The 16216-nt window shown below is 31.1% G+C and carries 9 protein-coding genes and 22 tRNA genes; 2 read left to right on the top strand and 29 right to left on the bottom strand.

Annotated elements, in window-relative coordinates; translation table 11 throughout:
- Positions 1-16: 16 nt before the first annotated feature.
- The 5 genes from BEE63_RS15890 to BEE63_RS15870 form a co-directional block, all read right to left on the bottom strand.
- Complete coding sequence (locus BEE63_RS15890; RefSeq protein WP_066022305.1) at positions 17-5827, bottom strand: type I polyketide synthase; 5811 nt, start codon at positions 5825-5827, stop codon at positions 17-19.
- 22 nt (positions 5828-5849) lie between these two features.
- Positions 5850-6890: an HAD-IIIC family phosphatase gene (locus BEE63_RS15885; RefSeq protein ID WP_066022304.1), complete on the bottom strand. Its 1041-nt coding sequence runs from the start codon at positions 6888-6890 to the stop codon at positions 5850-5852.
- Between the two features lie 23 nt (positions 6891-6913).
- Positions 6914-8050, bottom strand: coding sequence for an acyl-CoA dehydrogenase family protein (locus BEE63_RS15880; RefSeq protein WP_242874808.1), 1137 nt, complete (start codon positions 8048-8050; stop codon positions 6914-6916).
- Positions 8051-8125: 75 nt separating this feature from the next.
- Positions 8126-8371, bottom strand: coding sequence for an acyl carrier protein (locus BEE63_RS15875; RefSeq protein ID WP_066022302.1), 246 nt, complete (start codon positions 8369-8371; stop codon positions 8126-8128).
- Between the two features lie 70 nt (positions 8372-8441).
- Complete coding sequence (locus tag BEE63_RS15870) at positions 8442-9299, bottom strand: 3-hydroxyacyl-CoA dehydrogenase family protein (RefSeq protein WP_066022301.1); 858 nt, start codon at positions 9297-9299, stop codon at positions 8442-8444.
- Between the two features lie 459 nt (positions 9300-9758).
- On the opposite strand from BEE63_RS15870, the gene BEE63_RS15865 reads away from it, so the two are divergent.
- Complete coding sequence (locus BEE63_RS15865) at positions 9759-11057, top strand: phenylacetate--CoA ligase family protein (protein ID WP_066022300.1); 1299 nt, start codon at positions 9759-9761, stop codon at positions 11055-11057.
- A 515-nt stretch (positions 11058-11572) separates the two neighbouring features.
- Here the strand turns inward: BEE63_RS15865 and BEE63_RS15860 are convergent.
- The 24 genes from BEE63_RS15860 to BEE63_RS15745 form a co-directional block, all read right to left on the bottom strand.
- Positions 11573-11649: transfer RNA gene (locus BEE63_RS15860), tRNA-Arg, on the bottom strand.
- Positions 11650-11671: 22 nt separating this feature from the next.
- Positions 11672-11745 (bottom strand) — tRNA-Gly (locus tag BEE63_RS15855).
- A gap of 10 nt (positions 11746-11755) precedes the next feature.
- Positions 11756-11831 (bottom strand) — tRNA-Pro (locus BEE63_RS15850).
- A gap of 25 nt (positions 11832-11856) precedes the next feature.
- Positions 11857-11932, bottom strand: a tRNA-Lys gene (locus BEE63_RS15845).
- Positions 11933-11960: 28 nt separating this feature from the next.
- Positions 11961-12037: transfer RNA gene (locus tag BEE63_RS15840), tRNA-Arg, on the bottom strand.
- Between the two features lie 5 nt (positions 12038-12042).
- Positions 12043-12116: transfer RNA gene (locus tag BEE63_RS15835), tRNA-Gly, on the bottom strand.
- A gap of 3 nt (positions 12117-12119) precedes the next feature.
- Positions 12120-12194: transfer RNA gene (locus tag BEE63_RS15830), tRNA-Gly, on the bottom strand.
- Between the two features lie 12 nt (positions 12195-12206).
- A tRNA-Leu gene (locus BEE63_RS15825) sits at positions 12207-12289 on the bottom strand.
- Positions 12290-12291: 2 nt separating this feature from the next.
- Positions 12292-12367, bottom strand: a tRNA-Lys gene (locus tag BEE63_RS15820).
- A 20-nt stretch (positions 12368-12387) separates the two neighbouring features.
- A tRNA-Gln gene (locus tag BEE63_RS15815) sits at positions 12388-12463 on the bottom strand.
- 4 nt (positions 12464-12467) lie between these two features.
- Positions 12468-12543: transfer RNA gene (locus BEE63_RS15810), tRNA-His, on the bottom strand.
- Positions 12544-12550: 7 nt separating this feature from the next.
- Positions 12551-12626, bottom strand: a tRNA-Lys gene (locus tag BEE63_RS15805).
- 5 nt (positions 12627-12631) lie between these two features.
- Positions 12632-12705, bottom strand: a tRNA-Gly gene (locus BEE63_RS15800).
- 4 nt (positions 12706-12709) lie between these two features.
- A tRNA-Arg gene (locus BEE63_RS15795) sits at positions 12710-12786 on the bottom strand.
- A 5-nt stretch (positions 12787-12791) separates the two neighbouring features.
- Positions 12792-12866, bottom strand: a tRNA-Gly gene (locus tag BEE63_RS15790).
- A 12-nt stretch (positions 12867-12878) separates the two neighbouring features.
- A tRNA-Leu gene (locus BEE63_RS15785) sits at positions 12879-12961 on the bottom strand.
- Positions 12962-12963: 2 nt separating this feature from the next.
- Positions 12964-13039, bottom strand: a tRNA-Lys gene (locus BEE63_RS15780).
- Between the two features lie 20 nt (positions 13040-13059).
- Positions 13060-13135, bottom strand: a tRNA-Gln gene (locus tag BEE63_RS15775).
- Between the two features lie 4 nt (positions 13136-13139).
- Positions 13140-13215, bottom strand: a tRNA-His gene (locus tag BEE63_RS15770).
- Between the two features lie 16 nt (positions 13216-13231).
- Positions 13232-13308: transfer RNA gene (locus BEE63_RS15765), tRNA-Arg, on the bottom strand.
- A 5-nt stretch (positions 13309-13313) separates the two neighbouring features.
- A tRNA-Gly gene (locus tag BEE63_RS15760) sits at positions 13314-13387 on the bottom strand.
- A gap of 11 nt (positions 13388-13398) precedes the next feature.
- Positions 13399-13474, bottom strand: a tRNA-Pro gene (locus tag BEE63_RS15755).
- Positions 13475-13561: 87 nt separating this feature from the next.
- Positions 13562-14029 carry a metallophosphoesterase gene (locus tag BEE63_RS15750; RefSeq protein ID WP_066022299.1) on the bottom strand — a complete coding sequence of 156 codons (468 nt, stop codon included), beginning with the start codon at positions 14027-14029 and terminating at the stop codon, positions 13562-13564.
- Position 14030: 1 nt separating this feature from the next.
- Positions 14031-14636, bottom strand: a complete 606-nt coding sequence (locus BEE63_RS15745; protein ID WP_066023261.1) for an XTP/dITP diphosphatase — start codon at positions 14634-14636, stop codon at positions 14031-14033.
- A 115-nt stretch (positions 14637-14751) separates the two neighbouring features.
- On the opposite strand from BEE63_RS15745, the gene BEE63_RS15740 reads away from it, so the two are divergent.
- Positions 14752-16134, top strand: coding sequence for a hypothetical protein (locus tag BEE63_RS15740; protein WP_066022298.1), 1383 nt, complete (start codon positions 14752-14754; stop codon positions 16132-16134).
- Positions 16135-16216 lie beyond the last annotated feature (82 nt).

The following is a 16216-nucleotide window of genomic DNA, read 5'->3' as shown; positions in this document are numbered from 1 at the left end:
GAAATCACCCCCATTTTTATTCTATTAAAGAATTTATTTCTGATAAAATATCATCTACTGTTTCAATCGTCTTACTTTCAATAGTATCCTCTACCTTATCATCTAACTTAATAACATCCGTTAATAAATATTCATTTAATTTTCTTAAGGATGGATAATTAAAAAATACCGAAATATCTATTTCTATATTTAATAGACTCTTAATTTCATTTCTTATAGAAAATATCATTAAAGAATCTACCCCTTGTTCTGTAAATGTACTATCTACAGACAAATTATTTATATCCTTAAATCCCATTACTTTAGCTACTATTTTTTTTAAGTAGTTTAGTAAATACTCACTTCTCTCGCTAGACTCTAAGGCTTTCAATTTTGCTAGAAATTCCTTATTATCAACTGCTTTCACGCCATTATCTGGTGATATGACGTCCTCTGTTATAAAATCTGATAAGAATTCAGTCACTTCATTCACACCAGTTTTTTCACTAAATAATTCCCAATTTGCATCAGCAACTATAATTGAAGAAATGTCCTTACTAAATATTTTATCAATCATTTTCTTTCCAAGGTCTTTTGAAATACTATATATTCCTTTCATGGCAATATTTTTTATAGTATCATTACTTCTTGTTGCCATTCCTGATCCTGACCATGGTCCCCAACATATTGACATCGCTGGCATTCCTAAACTTCTCCTATATTCTGCAAAAACATTCATAAAATAATTTGCTGCTGCATAATTTGCCTGCCCAATATTTCCTACTATAGAAGTAATTGATGACATCATAATAAAGAAATCTAACTTTTCATTTTTTAATGCATCATGTAAGTTATATGTTCCCCATACTTTTGTTTTAAACAGCTTTTTAAAGCTATCCCATGTTTGATCTTTTATCATCATATCTTCTATTGTTCCTGCAGTGTGAACCACACCTTTTATCTTCATTCCTTTTTCTTTAAGCTTTCCTACAACTTCTATAACATCATCTTTATTGCTTACATCCGCTCTTTCTACTATTACATTTATACCTTTTTCTTTCCATAAATTAATATTTTTAAGTACCTTATCTTTAGCTTCACTTCTGCATAATAATATTATATTTTTAGCGCCCTTTTCTATAAGATATTCCGCATATATTTGACCTATAGTTCCAGTTCCACCCGTAATAATATAAGAAGCTTGATCTTCAATTGATATATTTAAATCTTTTTTGTCATTAAAATTCTTTGCACCTTTAACTAACTTAGGCACATATCTTTTATTATTATCTCTAAGTACTACCTGTTTATCTTCTCCATTTCTGATTTCCTTTATTATTTCATCTATGTTATGACCTAACATATTATAATCTGTATCAATTATTCCACCCCATAATTGAGGATGTTCAAGTCGTATTACCTCAGAAAATCCCCATAATGTAGATTGATATATTGATATATCTGAATTTTCTAAAGCATGTACATTATTTGTTATCACATGTAAACTCATCTTAGATATATAATTTAATTCTATTATTGATTGTACAAGATATAGTAGTCCACTACATTCTTCTTGCTCTTTTATCATTAATTCTTCCAATGTCATATTATGCATACTTTGTTGAGATGAAGTATTTATATAGATAAGCTTAATATTTTCCTTTTTATACTTATTTACAATATTTTCTAAAAGTTTACAAAAATCTTTTTTATTTGTATACGAAATAGAGTACATATCATTCTCTTGCTCTGTGTATTCATTACCCTCTATTACTTGAATTGGCTTTATGCCATAACTATTTAATTTTTCATTAAAATTATTTATTATACTTTCATCATTTCCGAATAATATAATTTTCTCATTTGACTTAGGCTTAATCTTTCTATCTCTTCTGTTCTTTTCTATCCAATCCACATTATATAACATATGATTTCCACTATTATTGAGCCCTTTTAGTAGGCTATCTCTATCAGTTAACTTAGCCATTATTCTTTCGATTTCAAATACTATTTCTCCCTTTTCATTGTAAACATCAATATCTCCAACTACTCCAGATTTTTGAAAATTATCTACTTTGACATGGCACCAGTAGCTTTCCGCTTTCCTATAGTAATACTTCAAACTTTTTAAGGATATTGGGATTATTGTTTTTAATGCATACTCTTCACTTTGCGAATCCATTTTTCTGCTTAATTCTGAAACTGATAAAACTGATTGAAAAATAGAATCTATTAAACCAGCATATACAACATAATCGCTAATGCCAGGAATATCTTTCTTAGGTTCAATATAACAAACTCCTCCATCGTTACCTTTCCAAGTTTTCATAATTCTTGTAAAGCCATCACCTAATTTAAATCCAAACTTTCTCATAACATTACATACATTAAAACCCGACGTTACTTCCTGATACATGTTTTTTAATTTTTCAATTGAAATATTTTTCTCGGATTTTTTTTCTTGTGACATTATAATATTTCCCTTACAATGCTTAATCCAATTCTCATTTTGTGATTTCTTTTCCTTGCTTACGATTTCAAATTTCATTTCATCTAAGTTTGTATCTTTTATAATAAACTGTACTAACCTATTATCATCCCGTGTAGCAATTAGTGGTGCATGAAATTCTATATCCTTTATTGTGCAACTTGATGGATGTCCATAATCTTTAGCAATAGATATAAGCATTGACATATGAGCAGCAGCTGGTGCTATTGCTGAATCAAATATTACATGTTCTTTCATGAAATATGGAGTTTCATCCGTAAAAGTTCTTTGATATATTACACTATTCTTTAAATAAGGAGTACTTATTCTTTCACCTATTAAAGGATGGTAATCTATATCTTTATGAGCATCATCATTCTGATGTGAACATACTGGTTCCATCCAATACAACTTTCTGTCAAATGAATATACTGGCAAAGGAACTCTTTTATACGTATTATCTGTACTTAAATATAATTTTTTCCATGCTATGTTGAAATTATTACAGTACAATTGACCTATTGAATTAATTATTGAGTCTAAAGCATTTTCTTTAAAAGACAGTGAGTTTATCAATACTTTACTGTTATCTAATACTAATTTTGCAAGTGTACATAAAGTTTTATTAGCTCCTACTTCCAAAAACACTACATTATTCATATTGGATAATTTCAACAATGCATTATAATAATCTACTTTTCCTGTTATATGATTCGTCCAATAGTCTGCTCCTAAAATTTCATCTTTTTCAATAAATCTTGCTAAGGTAGATGATATATATTTTGTATTAGATGTATGATATTTTGCCTCTGATGCTATACTCTTGAAGTCCTCTAATATTGGAACCATCATTTGTGAATGAAATGCATGTGATACATGTAGTTTCTTTACTTTTATTTTCTTTTCTTCTGCCGTATTAATAATTTCTTCTATAGAATCTTTTTCACCTGATACGACTATATTACTTTCAGCATTATAAACTGCAATAGATACTTTATTTTTATAATTAGCTAATAATGAATTAACAGTATCAATATTACTATATATAGCTAACATGGCTCCTTCTCCTGGTGCAGAATCCATTAATCTGCCTCTAGCTGCCACTAATTTCACTCCATCATTTAAACTTATCATTCCAGATATAACAGCTGCTGCATATTCTCCTATGCTGTGTCCTAATACTATATCAGGCTTTATTCCTATACTTTCCCAAAACTTTGATAAAGCATATTCAATAGCAAATATCAATGGTTGTGCGTATAAAGTTCTTTGTACATATTCATTGTTATATTTTTTACTATATACCAATTCAACTAATGATTTTAAAAGATATGGCTTAAACAATCTATCACATTCATCAAATGCATTTTTAAAAACTGTATTATTATAGTATAAGGCTTCTCCCATACCAACATACTGAGAACCTTGACCTGTAAATAAAAATACTAATTTATTTTCTTTATGAGAATCTGTTTCTTTATCAATATTGGTAAAAATATTATCTTTAGTTCCATCTTCTAAATATCTCTCCATTTTGCTTACTATGTTTTCTCTATCATTTCCCGATACAATAAATCTATAATTGAAATCTGATTTATTTATATTATTAGTATAAACAATGTCTCTAAAACTAAATTGTTCATTGTCTACAATATACTCAATATTATTTCTTATATTATTAAATAAAGCTGCCTTACTTTTAGCTGATATTTTAAATAAATACGAAAAATCTTTAACGTTATGCTCTTCTATGTCCTTATTATTAGGTTCCTCTATTATTACATGGGCATTTGAACCTCCAAACCCAAAGCCATTTATACCAACTCTCCTAAGTCTTCTTTTCTTTTTCCATTCAGTATTTTTTGCTACAACTTCAACTGGAATTTCCTGCCATGGTATAAATGAATTTGGTTCTATAAAATTCAAATTAGCTGGAATCACATTATTTTTAAATATTAATAATGCCTTGATTATACTTGCTATTCCCGATGCAGCTTCCAAATGACCTATATTAGACTTTACCGAACCTATTTTTAGTGGATTTTCTTTGATTCTATTCTTGCAATAAGCATTAGCAACTGCATTTACTTCAATTGGATCTCCTAATTTAGTTCCTGTTCCGTGCATTTCAATATAATCGATATCATTTGGGTTTAAATTAGCACTATTTAATGCCTTTTTTATAACTTTTTCTTGTGATAATCCATTAGGTGCTGTTAATCCATTACTTCTCCCATCTTGATTTATAGCTGTTCCTCGAATTATCCCTAAAATATTATCTTTCTCTTTTTCAGCGTCTTTTACTCTCTTTAATATTAGTACTCCTGCACCTTCTCCTCTACCATATCCATCAGCCGATGCATCAAAGCTCTTACTTTGTCCATCAGGAGATATTGCACCTAGCTTTGAAAAACATATATGAATTGATGGAGTTATCATTAAATTTACACCTGCAACTACAGCTGTATCTATCTCACCTGATTCAATAGCTTTACAAGCAACATGCAAAGCAGTTAGTGCTGATGAACATGCTGTGTCCACAGACATACATGGTCCTTCAAACCCAAATACATATGATATTCTCCCGCATGCAGTACTAAATGTAGTTCCTGTAAGGGAATACGGATTCACCTTACTTAAATCACCTGATTTATAATGTGCAAAGGAATATTCATCACCCGCAATTCCTACATATACGCCTGTATTGGTTCCAAAATATTCTCTTATATCCATCCCTGAACTTTCAAATGCTTCCCATGTTAATTCCAATAAAATTCTCTGTTGGGGATCTAATGATTCTGCTTCTTTGGGTGATATGTTAAAAAACTGTGCATCAAACTTATTAATTGGTACGTTTAGAAATCCACCTTTCTTAGTATACATTTTTCCAGGCTCATTTTTATCTTCACTATAATATTTATCAATATCCCATCTATCTCTAGGCATATTTGAAATTCCGTTTTTCCCACTAATTAAAACATCCCAGTATTCCTCTGGACTATTTCCTCCATTGGGAAAACGGCAACTCATTCCTACAATTGCTGCATTATAATCTTCAGTACTTTCATGATTTTTCGTATTACTATTTTTATTAGGTTCCTTATCTTCATTGTTTAATTTATTGAATAAATATTTTGAAAATTCATTTATAGTTGGGCATTTAAATATTGATGAAATTTCAATTTTAATATTAAATTTTGTTGAAGCCTTTTTAATAAATAGTGGAATATTTACTGATTGTAATCCCAACTCGATAAATGGCTTATTACATTCTGTAATTTTTTTATCTAATATTTCTTCAACCAAATTTACTATATATTCTGAAATCTCTTCTTGAGAAACATTGTTATTTAAATTCATATCCCTATTCATCCCTTTCCATTTAGTATTCTATCTCTATATAACTTGGAAATTCCTGAATGTTATCTAAATTATTTTCTAAATATGTAATATTACCTATTTTATCTATCTGCTTAAAACCAGCAAACTTATAAGTAATATACATCATTCTATTTCTGTCTGTAGGTACAAATTCAGCTCTTAATTTCACATTATTGTGTTTTGACAACTTCATTAGGTAATTAAGTAATACACTCCCTACCCCTCTAGACACAACCCTACATGACATTATAAATAATTTAATTGTCCAACATTTCTCATTACACTCCAACAACGTTAATCCTATTTTCCCGTATCCTCCAAATTTATCTTCTAATTCCGCCACTAATAACTTATATTTATTTGAAACTCTAAATTCATTTAATTCATCATACGAATACGTATATCCAGTAGTATTTAATTGATGAGTTCTTACCGTAAGTTCTTCTACTCTCTTTAAATCTTCTTCTTTAGCTTCAGATATTTTAAATTTCATATTAAGTGAAGATAAAAATTCTTCTTTGGTACCACTAAATTTCTCTTCAATTTTATTTCTTTTTATATCATTGATATACATACTTCTACGAAGCTTAGAATCTTTTGTTATAAATTTAGGATTCATTTCATCCATTTCTAACATTTTTCCTATCTCAGAAGAATCTATGCACATAACTTCGGGATGCGTAAATTTTACTTCCTCTAACTCAAAACTCTGATCATCAACAAAAGCTATTGTATCAATTCCTATATTTATAGACTTAGCTATAACAGCAATTGATTCTGATTTTGGTCCCCAATTAATTTGCGGATATATAAAATAATCCGCTAATCCAAATTTTTCTAACTTTTTTATAGCAACATCACTATCATTCTTACTGGCTATAGATTGTAAAATCCCCCTATTATCCAATTCTTTAATTACCTCTAAAGCCTTATCATTAATCGTTATATTTTTGTCTTCACTCAAAATTCCATGCCATATAGTGTTGTCCAAATCCCATACTACACATTTTATTTTTTCCCTTTTTGATTTAACATTTCCCATTTGAATCACCTGAATTTCCATTTTTATAAGTTTTCATATCTAAATGCATTTTTAGCTATTAAACTCTCATGTATTTGGCTGCTTCCTTCTATAATCTCATTTACTCTTGCGTCTCTAAAATATCTCTCGATTGGATAATCTTTAGATAAACCTTTTGCTCCAAATATTTGCACAGCATAGCTAGCTACAGAATTAGCCATTTTTGAAGCAAAATACTTAGCATTCCAAGTTTCCATTATTGAATCGGGATCCTTTAAATCTCTTAATTGTCCTGCATTATAGCAAAGGAGCCTAGCAGCCTGTATATTTACAATCATTTCGGTTATCATCTTTTGTATTAATTGGTGCTCCCGTAATGCAACCTTAAACTGTACTCTTTTTCTACAATAGGCTAAACTTTCATTTAAACATGCTTGTGCTAATCCTACACATCCACATGCAATGGTATATCTACCATAATCTAAAGAATAAAGTCCTACATGGGATAAACCCATTCCCTCTCTTCCAATTAAGTTTTCTTTTGGAATAATACAATTTTCAAATTTTAATTTAGCTATCATTGATGCTCTAGCACCCAATAGACCTTTCATTGGCTCTATAGAAAATCCTTTTGCTCTTTTGTTAACTAAAAGTGCAGTAGTTTTTCCATTTATTTTTGCAAATACTAAAAAAACATCCGCAATTTGTCCCATAGTAATCCACTTTTTATTGCCATTTAAAATATAATTTTCTCCATCCAAAACAGCTGTTGTTTCTATACTATTTGCATCACTTCCCACATTTGGTTCTGTAAGTGCAAATGCGCCTATTAATTCTCCTTTTGCTAGCTTAGGAAGCCAATATTTTTTCTGTTCTTTCGTTCCCCATCTATTAATAGCAATTGCTACCATTCCATGTACAGTTAAGAGTGATCTTGTAGATGAACATCCTTTTCCTACTTCTTCGTTTAATATGCCTATTGTAACAGAATCAAAGCCAAGACCTCCAAAATTGCTTGGAATCATTGAACCCAAGTAACCTTTCTTTTTAATATTGTTAATGATATTTTCTTGTAGAATTTCTTCTACATCATTTTTAGCCGCGTAAGGCGTTATATACTTATCTACAAATATTTTAAATTCTGACTGTAGCTTTAATTGTTCTGGTGTTAACGACATCATTATTTTCCCCCTTGTACAATCAAGCTATAACACTTGATAAAAATCTATTTATATTTCTATCGAACATTACACTTCTTATTTGTTACTTTGCCTTTTACTATCAATAAGCTTTATCATAGAATTTATTGACTTAAAATTACTTAGATCCAAGTCTTCATTTTCAATTGTTATTGAAAATTCCTTTTCAATAAACATTACTAATTGCATTGCAAACAAAGAATTTACAAACCCTAATGAAAATATATCCTCGTCATCCTTCAATTCATAATTAGTAAAATACCGTGATAAGAAATTCTTAATTTTAATTTTTGACTCTTCCATCAAATCTTCCCCTTTTTACATATTGTATTTTTTTAATAATAGAAAACCATATTCTTTTATTATTTTTATATTAATACTTATAAAATCCTTTACCCGTTTTTCTTCCGCAGGCTCCACCATAAACCATTTTTCTAATTAATGGACAGCATCTAAACTTAGGATCCTGATAACTTTCAAAAAGTATATCCAATGAATTCATTACTGTATCAAGTCCTATAAGATCTGCTGTTTCAAGCGGTCCCATTTTATGACCAAAGCAGTTCTTAAATATTTTATCTACTTTTTCTGGTGTCGCAACCCCGTCCTGTACTACAAAAGCAGCTTCATTCATAAAAACATGCGAGATTCTATTTGAAACAAATCCTGGATAATCATTTACTAAAATGCATTTCTTATTAATATCTGAGAATAATTCTTCTACCTTTTTTATGGTTTCATCAGAAGTATTAAGTCCCCTTATAGTTTCCACTGTATCTTTCATTGGTACTGGATTCATAAAATGAGCACCAATTATTTTAGATTGTCTCTTTGTTAATGCTGCAATTTTAGTTATAGATATACAGGATGTATTAACCATAAATATGCAATTGCTTGGACATATTTTATCTATTTTCTCATAAACTGCTTTCTTAATATTCCATTTTTCTGTGACGTTTTCTACAACAAAATCCGAATTTTTTATGGAATTGTAATCAGTAGTAAAATTTATTCGTGATAATACATCTTCATAATTATTTTCCATTTTGTTTTTGCAAAATAAATTTTGTAATCTAACATTATTCTGTATAGTTTCTTTTGCTTGTGACAAAATTTCATCTGAAACATCAATCAAATTTACATAAAATCCTTTTTGTGAAAATGTTTGCGCTACACCTTTTCCTATAACTCCCGCACCAATTACTCCAATATTTTTCATATTACTCACCATCTACATCTCTCCTTTTTAATTTTGCATATAAGTTTTAATATAAATGCTTATCATACTTATATAAAAAAATTTTGCTGAAATTAACATTTAATATCTTGATTTCAAATGTTTTATGTAGAATATTTTATTTTTGTATTAGTTTTAAATATTTGCATAATATTGTATATAATGTTATAATTCATTATATAATTTGGTCTACCTATTACCTATTATAATATTTATTGCCGTATTTGTAAATATTTAAATGTTTTTTATTGTAATTTTATATATAAAGTTACATTATAAAAAATTTTATACAAATAATTCATTTATTTTTTATGCTCCTATAGCATTCGACAGTATATTTTTAGCATTTTAGAAAGATGCAAATTTTTTAATATTTTATTTGAAATTCTAGTAAAAAATAAAATTACACTAGGATTGTTGAAAACATTTTTGTTGTGAATTGGGGGAATATTAATGATTTGGGATAAAAAAAACGAATGCATGAGTCGTGAAGAAATGAGAGCAATTCAAGGAAAAAGACTTGTACATACCGTTGAATATGTTTATCATAACGTACCATTTTATAGAAAAAAAATGCATGAATTAGGGCTGGAGCCTGGAGATATTAAAGGAATTGATGATTTATCAAAGCTTCCTTTTACTACAAAACAGGATATAAAGAATAATTATCCTTATGGTCTATTTGCAGTTCCAACAAATGAGATAGTAAGGCTTAATTCATCCTCAGGAACAACCGGTCACCCTATTGTAGTAGGATATACAAAAAAAGATTTAGTAACCTGGTCTGAGGTAGTAGCAAGATGTCTTTCTGCTTATGGAATAAATAGCCATGATTTTGTTCAAGTGGCATACGGCTATGGACTCTTTACAGGAGGAATTGGGCTACATTATGGAGTGGAGAAAATCGGTGCTACAGTAATACCAATTTCATCCGGAAACACAAAAAAACAAATACAAATAATGAAAGATTTTGGTACTACTGTACTTGCTTGCACACCTTCTTATGCCCTCCATTTAGCTGAAACAATGCATGAAATGGGAATTAAAAATGAAGACCTTAATCTAAAACTTGGTATTTTTGGTGCTGAACCTTGGACAGAAAATATGAGAAAGAGGCTTGAACAAAATCTAAATATTAAGGCAATGGACATTTATGGCCTTAGTGAAATAATAGGACCCGGTGTCGCTTTTGATTGTGAAATGCAAAATGGACTTCATATAAATGAAGATCACTTTATTCCTGAAATTATAAATCCTAGTACTTTTGAGGTTCTTCCTTATGGATCACAGGGTGAAATAGTTTTTACAGCTGTTACAAAAGAGGCATTACCTCTTATAAGGTACAGGACTAGAGATTTAACTACGCTTCATAATGAAAAATGTGAATGTGGTAGGAGTCTTATCAAAATGGAAAAATGTTTAAAAAGAAGCGATGATATGCTCATTATTAGAGGCGTTAATGTTTTTCCTACTCAAATTGAAAGTGTATTACTCGAAAACAAAGAAACTAAACCTCACTATATGTTACTTGTTGATAGAGTAAACGACTTGGATACTTTAGAAATTTTGGCTGAAGTCAATGAAGAATTTTTCTCAAATGATATTAAAAAACTCAAAATAATTACTAAAAAAATTAAACATAACATTGAATCTGTCTTAGGCATAAGCATAAAACTAAAGTTAGTTAAACCAAATACTATTGAAAGAAATGAAGGAAAAGCTAAAAGAACAATTGATAGAAGAATACTATAAAATAACTCAAGAAGTAAAAATTTAAAAAACAATATTCTACTAAAAAATAATGAATCACCTTATTATAGAAACTACCTTTTAGATATAAACATTAATTGTAGTGAATTTCATAATTTAACTCTAACAAATAGGCAGTTATCTTGAAATTCTCTACACTATTTTAAAGCAATTATATAATTAATATCGAAAATAGTGTGCTTTTAACACTATTTATTTTTTAATTTTATTGTAAACATATGTTCGTGAAAAGTGTTTTCATGGCAAATAAATAAATAGAAGTTTTTACAAATGAACAAATAGACACCCTTAAAGTAGCTTTAAAAGGTAATAGATTACAAGCATTAAGTATTACTAGCATTAAGACAAGGTGAGCTTATATGGCTAAAATGAGATAATATAGACAGCTTTAATAATAAACTTAATGTAATCGAAAGCGTATCACAAATAAGTATAATATATAAAAAAAGGCTGATATAAATTATCAACCTCACGTAATGCCTCTATTTATTTATATATGGTGCGCCCAGAGGGAATCGAACCCCCGACCTTCAGATTCGAAGTCTGCAACTCTATCCAACTGAGCTATGAGCGCCTAAAAACGCCTTTAATAAAATTGGAGCGGGTAGAGGGAATCGAACCCTCGTAACTAGCTTGGAAGGCTAGCACTCTACCATTGAGTTACACCCGCATATTATTATTGGTCGGGGTGACAGGGATTGAACCTGCGACCTCATGGTCCCAAACCACGCGCGCTCCCATCTGCGCCACACCCCGACGCCATTAAACTAAACATAATAAATGGTGCGTCATCAGGGACTCGAACCCTGGGCACCCTGATTAAGAGTCAGGTGCTCTACCAACTGAGCTAATAACGCACATAAAACAAATATATTTTTAAAAGGTTGGTGCGTTTTAAGGGATTCGAACCCCCGGCCCACGGCTTAGAAGGCCGTTGCTCTATCCAACTGAGCTAAAAACGCACGCTTGGAGCGGGTAGAGGGAATCGAACCCTCGTAACTAGCTTGGAAGGCTAGCACTCTACCATTGAGTTACACCCGCATATGGAGCGGAAGACGAGATTCGAACTCGCGACGTTCACCTTGGCAAGGTGACGCTCTACCACTGAGCCACTCCCGCATATTTTTTTATTGGTGCAGGTAGAGGGAGTCGAACCCACACACCGAAGTACTAGATCCTAAGTCTAGCGCGTCTGCCAATTCCGCCATACCTGCATTGGTGGCTTATCGGGGAATCGAACCCCGGACACCATGATTAAAAGTCATGTGCTCTACCAACTGAGCTAATAAACCTCATTTATTTTTATATGTATTGGCTGGGATGGCAGGATTCGAACCTACGGAATGCAGGAGTCAAAGTCCTGTGCCTTACCACTTGGCTACATCCCAACAATGGGGTGAGTATAGGGACTCGAACCCTAGACATCCAGAACCACAATCTGGCGCTCTACCAACTGAACTATACTCACCGTAATATGGTGCGCCATCAGGGACTCGAACCCTGGGCACCCTGATTAAGAGTCAGGTGCTCTACCAACTGAGCTAATAGCGCATATATGGAGCGGGTAGAGGGAATCGAACCCTCGTAACTAGCTTGGAAGGCTAGCACTCTACCATTGAGTTACACCCGCATTATGGTGCGTTTTAAGGGATTCGAACCCCCGGCCCACGGCTTAGAAGGCCGTTGCTCTATCCAACTGAGCTAAAAACGCACGTTTGGAGCGGAAGACGAGATTCGAACTCGCGACGTTCACCTTGGCAAGGTGACGCTCTACCACTGAGCCACTCCCGCATATTTTTTTATTGGTGCAGGTAGAGGGAGTCGAACCCACACACCGAAGTACTAGATCCTAAGTCTAGCGCGTCTGCCAATTCCGCCATACCTGCATTGGTGGCTTATCGGGGAATCGAACCCCGGACACCATGATTAAAAGTCATGTGCTCTACCAACTGAGCTAATAAACCTTATTTATTTTTATATGTATTGGCTGGGATGGCAGGATTCGAACCTACGGAATGCAGGAGTCAAAGTCCTGTGCCTTACCACTTGGCTACATCCCAACAATGGGGTGAGTATAGGGACTCGAACCCTAGACATCCAGAACCACAATCTGGCGCTCTACCAACTGAACTATACTCACCATATATTTTTTAAAGTGGTGCGTTTTAAGGGATTCGAACCCCCGGCCCACGGCTTAGAAGGCCGTTGCTCTATCCAACTGAGCTAAAAACGCACGCTTGGAGCGGGTAGAGGGAATCGAACCCTCGTAACTAGCTTGGAAGGCTAGCACTCTACCATTGAGTTACACCCGCATATTATTTATTGGTCGGGGTGACAGGGATTGAACCTGCGACCTCATGGTCCCAAACCACGCGCGCTCCCATCTGCGCCACACCCCGATATGTTAAAACTTTTTACCTGCTGTTTGACGACAAAAATTATTCTACACTATACAGCCAGTTTCGTCAACCCTTTTTTTCATTTTTTTATAAATTATTTATTATAGGGTGTATCGTTTCACTATTTATTTCCACATATGCAAAACTATTACTTCCACTTCTGGAGTAAGATACACTACCAGGATTTACGTACCATACACCATCTTCTAGAGAAACATAAGGTACATGTGTATGCCCAAAAAGCACAATATCCGCACCTACTTCTTTAGCTTTATATTCTAATTTAAATGTGTCATATTTCACACCATATTTATGTCCATGAGTTATAAAAAATTTTTTACCACCAAGAATAAAAGTTTTTTCAGATGGTATTTTGCAAAAATCACAATTTCCGCTAATATATATTATTTGCCCGTCATAATATTTTTTAATCTCATCCACATCTTGCACATTATCTCCTAAATGTATAATTGTATCCACATTTTTTAGAGAGTCACATGCTTTTTTTATATTACCTTTAGACATATGTGTATCACTCATAACTGCTATAAGCACTTTAATCCCTCCAATTTAGTTTTTTTATCTCTGCACATAAATTTTTAAGTGCAACTGCTCTATGACTTATTGAGTTTTTTTCATCACTTACTAATTCTGCAAATGTTTTGTTGAATTTAGGAATATAAAAAAGAGGGTCATATCCAAATCCACTATCTCCCTTTTCCTTATCAGTGATATAGCCAGTTACTTCTCCTGATACTTTTATAATATTTTCCCCATTCACTATAAAAACAATAGCGCATACAAACTTTGCAGTTCTTTTCTCAAATGGAATGCCTTTTAGGAGAGAAAGCAATTTTTCATTATTTTTCTCAGAATCTCCATGTACACCTGCAAATCTCGCTGAATATATACCAGGTTTACCATCAAGAACATCTACCATAAGCCCCGAATCATCTGCCATAACCATACAATCTTTTTTTAGTTTATATATTTCATATGCTTTTTTATATGCATTTTCCATAAAAGTACTTCCATTTTCCTCTACTTCAATATCAATTTTTTCTTCTTTAAGAGATACTACTTCCAGTGGAAAATCACTTAATATTTCTTTTATTTCTTTTATTTTATTCTGATTATTACTTGCAATTATAACTTTTTTCATTTTTGAATCACCATTCTTTCCATCTACTCCAAATATTTTCACATTTAATCTATCACAGATTCCAAAGCAATCTCATATTATATAATAGATTAATTATACTAGGACGGTGTAGACCTTGAAATATATAGGACCATTTTTTAGACTTAATTCATTTAATAAAAGTTCTATAAAAAATCAATTATTTTACTTATCAAAAGAATCCCTAAAAGATATAATTTTTAATTCAAAATGTGGAATTAAAATGTCTTCGAAAGATCTAAAATCAAAACAATGTCCTTTAAATGATATTAACACATTTAAGTCGTTTTCTCCACTAATAAGTCTATATAGAAAATCCAGTTGTAAGCTTGAAACTGTAAATAATAAATCAAATTGGAAAAATTCTAACATAAAAAAAGAGATTTTAGTTTCTTCTAATGCTTATATGAATTTAAGCCTTCTAGAATTATCCTCTTATTATGCAAAACTTAAGGATGCTTATCCTAAAAAAAATAATATGGATAACTTATATTTATTTATCGCAAAAAAGCAATTAGATTTTTGCAATTCATACTTAAGAAATTTTGAAGGAGTATTCATTGATAAATCAGATATTTCAAATGAACTACTATCAAAAATAGAGCTTGAAGACAAAAAGAAAAACAAAGGCTTCAAATTTTCAAATCAAGCACTTTTAATGTGCGCTTATTATAAATACTCAACTATTTCACAAGATAAATTTGCTGCAGATTACCAAAAATTCTCTTTTGATATTTTAGATATGTTTATTAGATTTAGAAATGAGCTATATTCTTTGTCTTTTGCTGAATTAAATAAATTATCACTTGCACTTAACATATTCTATAACTACAGTAAGCATGAAAAATCTTATGAATTACTAATTGATATATTTGAATATTTAACTGAAACCTATGAAGATACAGCTTTTAATGACAATATAGAAAATCAATGTTTATTATGCCTAAATGCTTTTCTTCTGTACAAAAATTCTGGAATATTAAAATTTAAAGAAAATGCCATAAAAATATATTCTTTTCTAGCAGATTTATATGATCCATCATTAGGCATCTTTCTTAAAAAAAGCAATAAAAAAGATATAAGTTTTTCCTGCAACGAAATATTACTTTATGTTATGAATTCAATATTAATATCTGATTTTTGTGAAAATGACAATTCCTATGAAAACATACTTATAAACACCTTCAAGCATCAAGTTCTAGACTCTGGCCTAATACCTTCATGGCCTGAAGCTCCAAACATTGATGATCCTGAAAGATACAAAAATTTTTCATTAAAATCAGAAGATTTACTTGAAGAAAATAATTTTAAAATGCCTATTATACCAACTCCCAAAAGTGCTGAAATGGCTTCCATATTCTTTAAAAAAGTAACTTATAACAAACGAAAAAATACTTTTTCAATATCTAAAAAATCATTTTACAGCGACAACAATATGTTTCTATTTTTCCTAATTATTCATCTTTTTAAAAGAAAGTAAAGCCAATAATTTCCTAAGACATAAAAAGAAATAATTTGCCTATGTGCCCCTAAATTCTAAAGGCTAATAAGCTATCAGTTGT

Source organism: Clostridium pasteurianum (assembly GCF_001705235.1).
Classification (GTDB): Bacteria; Bacillota; Clostridia; order Clostridiales; family Clostridiaceae; genus Clostridium_S; species Clostridium_S pasteurianum_A.
This window is presented reverse-complemented; position numbering and strand designations above follow the sequence as displayed.

Bases quoted from the DNA above. Each gene is read 5' to 3' on its own strand.
- BEE63_RS15890 (WP_066022305.1), bottom strand. From the start codon at position 5,827: ATGAATTTAAATAACAATGTTTCTCAAGAAGAGATTTCAGAATATATA.
- BEE63_RS15885 (WP_066022304.1), bottom strand. From the start codon at position 6,890: ATGGGAAATGTTAAATCAAAAAGGGAAAAAATAAAATGTGTAGTATGG.
- BEE63_RS15880 (WP_242874808.1), bottom strand. From the start codon at position 8,050: ATGATGTCGTTAACACCAGAACAATTAAAGCTACAGTCAGAATTTAAA.
- BEE63_RS15875 (WP_066022302.1), bottom strand. From the start codon at position 8,371: ATGGAAGAGTCAAAAATTAAAATTAAGAATTTCTTATCACGGTATTTT.
- BEE63_RS15870 (WP_066022301.1), bottom strand. From the start codon at position 9,299: ATGGTGAGTAATATGAAAAATATTGGAGTAATTGGTGCGGGAGTTATA.
- BEE63_RS15865 (WP_066022300.1), top strand. From the start codon at position 9,759: ATGATTTGGGATAAAAAAAACGAATGCATGAGTCGTGAAGAAATGAGA.
- BEE63_RS15745 (WP_066023261.1), bottom strand. From the start codon at position 14,636: ATGAAAAAAGTTATAATTGCAAGTAATAATCAGAATAAAATAAAAGAA.